This window comes from Streptomyces sp. NPDC057428 (assembly GCF_042803195.1).
Lineage (GTDB): Bacteria > Actinomycetota > Actinomycetes > Streptomycetales > Streptomycetaceae > Streptomyces.
This window is the reverse complement of sequence record NZ_JBHVCT010000212.1, coordinates 1-1,951: the sequence shown is the minus strand read 5'-3', so window position 1 is coordinate 1,951 and position 1,951 is coordinate 1. Positions and strand designations below refer to the sequence as shown.

General features: G+C 64.6%; 1 protein-coding gene. It reads right to left on the bottom strand.

Features of this window, described 5'->3' with window-relative positions:
• Nucleotides 1-181: 181 nt before the first annotated feature.
• Nucleotides 182-1,438, bottom strand: a complete 1,257-nt coding sequence (gene ltrA / locus ACFU5K_RS31795) for a group II intron reverse transcriptase/maturase (protein WP_384068191.1) — start codon at nt 1,436-1,438, stop codon at nt 182-184.
• Between the last annotated feature and the right edge of the window lie 513 nt (nt 1,439-1,951).

The window sequence follows — 1,951 nt, the reverse complement described above, 5'->3', positions numbered from 1 at the left end:
CACCGCACCACCGTCTCCGACCCGGCCGCGGCCAAGGCCCCGGACCTGATCGGCCGCGACTTCACCGCGGACAGGCCGAACACGAAGTACGTCGGGTCGGGTAGCCGGAGGGGATCTCACCCTCCGGCTCCCACAGAACCGTGCGTAACAGTCTCCCGTTACACGGCTCTTGTCACCCTGGTCACATCCAGAAGGTGCGGCACAGTCGCCAGTGCGCGAACATGCCCGGGTATCTCCGGGTGATGTCCTGGAAGCACCGCTTGGACTTCTTGAACCCTGCCAGCCGCTTGTACTTTCGGCGGATCCAGCGCACCAGGTAGGCGTTGATGCGCTGGAGGAAGGGCCTCAGCACAGAGGGGTAGAACGCCCCGTAGTACTGGAGCCAGCCCCGCACGATCGGGTTGATGAACCGCGCGAGCTGGGCGAAGGTCGTTCCGGTACGCCGATGGATGCGCCATCTGCGCACCTCGGCACCCATCTTCTTCAGGGCCTCGTTGCTGACCGCGGGCAGGAAGCAGGGGAACGTGACCCCGTGCTTGCTGCGCGCGTTGCGGGCGCGGAACGTGAACCCCAGGAACGTGAACGACGTGTGCTCGTAGGAGCGTTTACGGTTCGCGTCCTTGCAGTAGACGATCCGGGTCTTGGCCGGGTGCAGTCTCAGCCCGACCTCCTCCATCCTGTTCCCGATCGCCTCGACCAGCTGTCTGGCCCGGCGCTCGCTGACGCAGTGCACGACCGCGTCGTCCACGTACCGTTCGAACGGGACGCCTGGGAACTCCCGGGCCATCCACGCGTCGAACGCGTAGTGGAGGAACAAGTTCGCCAGCACGGGCGAGACCGCTGACCCTTGCGGGGTCCCCCGGTCTCGCTGTCGCTGGGTGCCGTCGGGCAGTTGCAGCGGCGCCTTGAGCCAGCGCGTGACATACAACTTCACCCAGACGGCGTCGGTGTTGGCCTCGACCGCCTTGACGACGAGGTCCCAGGGCACGCTGTCGAAGAACTTCTCGATGTCGAGATCGACCACCCAGTCGTTCTTCCAGCAGCGTTCTCGGCACCGTTCCACCGCGTCCAGCGCCGACCGTCCGGGCCGATACCCGTAGGAATCCTGGTGGAACTTCAGCTCCACCCTGGCTTCCAGCCGGGCGGCCACCACGGTCTGCGCGATTCTGTCCGCGACGGTGGGGACTCCGAGGATCCTGACCCCTCCGCCATGGGCTTTGGGGATTTCCACCGCTCGTACCGGAGGCGGAAAGTAGCTCCCCGAGGACATCCGGTTCCAGATCTTGTAGAGATTCCCCCGCAAGTCTTTCTCGAAGTCTTCGATGGAGCAGCCGTCCACGCCCGGCGCACCCTTGTTAGCCCTGACCTTCTCCCATGCTTCCCATACTTCCCGCTTCGAGATACCAAACGGCTTTTCTGGGGACTTCAGCTCGTCCATGCGACTCCTCCCAGGCGCTCTGGTTGATCGAACGAACACAGCCACGGATGACCCGGCCCCTTCGCTCCACTCCCATTACAGGAGCTTCCTCGCTACTACGGGCCGGTCCGCCAGCGAGATCCGTCTCGGTACTCAGTCCCTCGCGGTTTCGGCCGTCTCGGGACGCTCCCTCACGCCACCCAGTTGAGTGGCGATGCCGGACCCCGCCTTCCCACGTTCCACGTGAAAGCAGCAGACCAGGCTCGCGTCGCCTCCATGCCGGGCACCGTCTGGCCAGTAAGCGGGTTTCCGCCAGACTCGTCCTGGAGCCATATCTACACCCCCAGTTTTGATGCCGTCTGTAAGTTTTCGACACGTCATCAGCGATTCGCTTGCGCTCGCCTTCCTGATCCCCACCTGACGCCTCATGGACGCCTTTTCCGGGTCTTCGAATTTGATGGGGGTGCGGCGGTGACGGGCGGGCTCGCCGGTCACGCTGTGTGAGGTAGCTCGGGTGGTGGTACCCCGGACGCA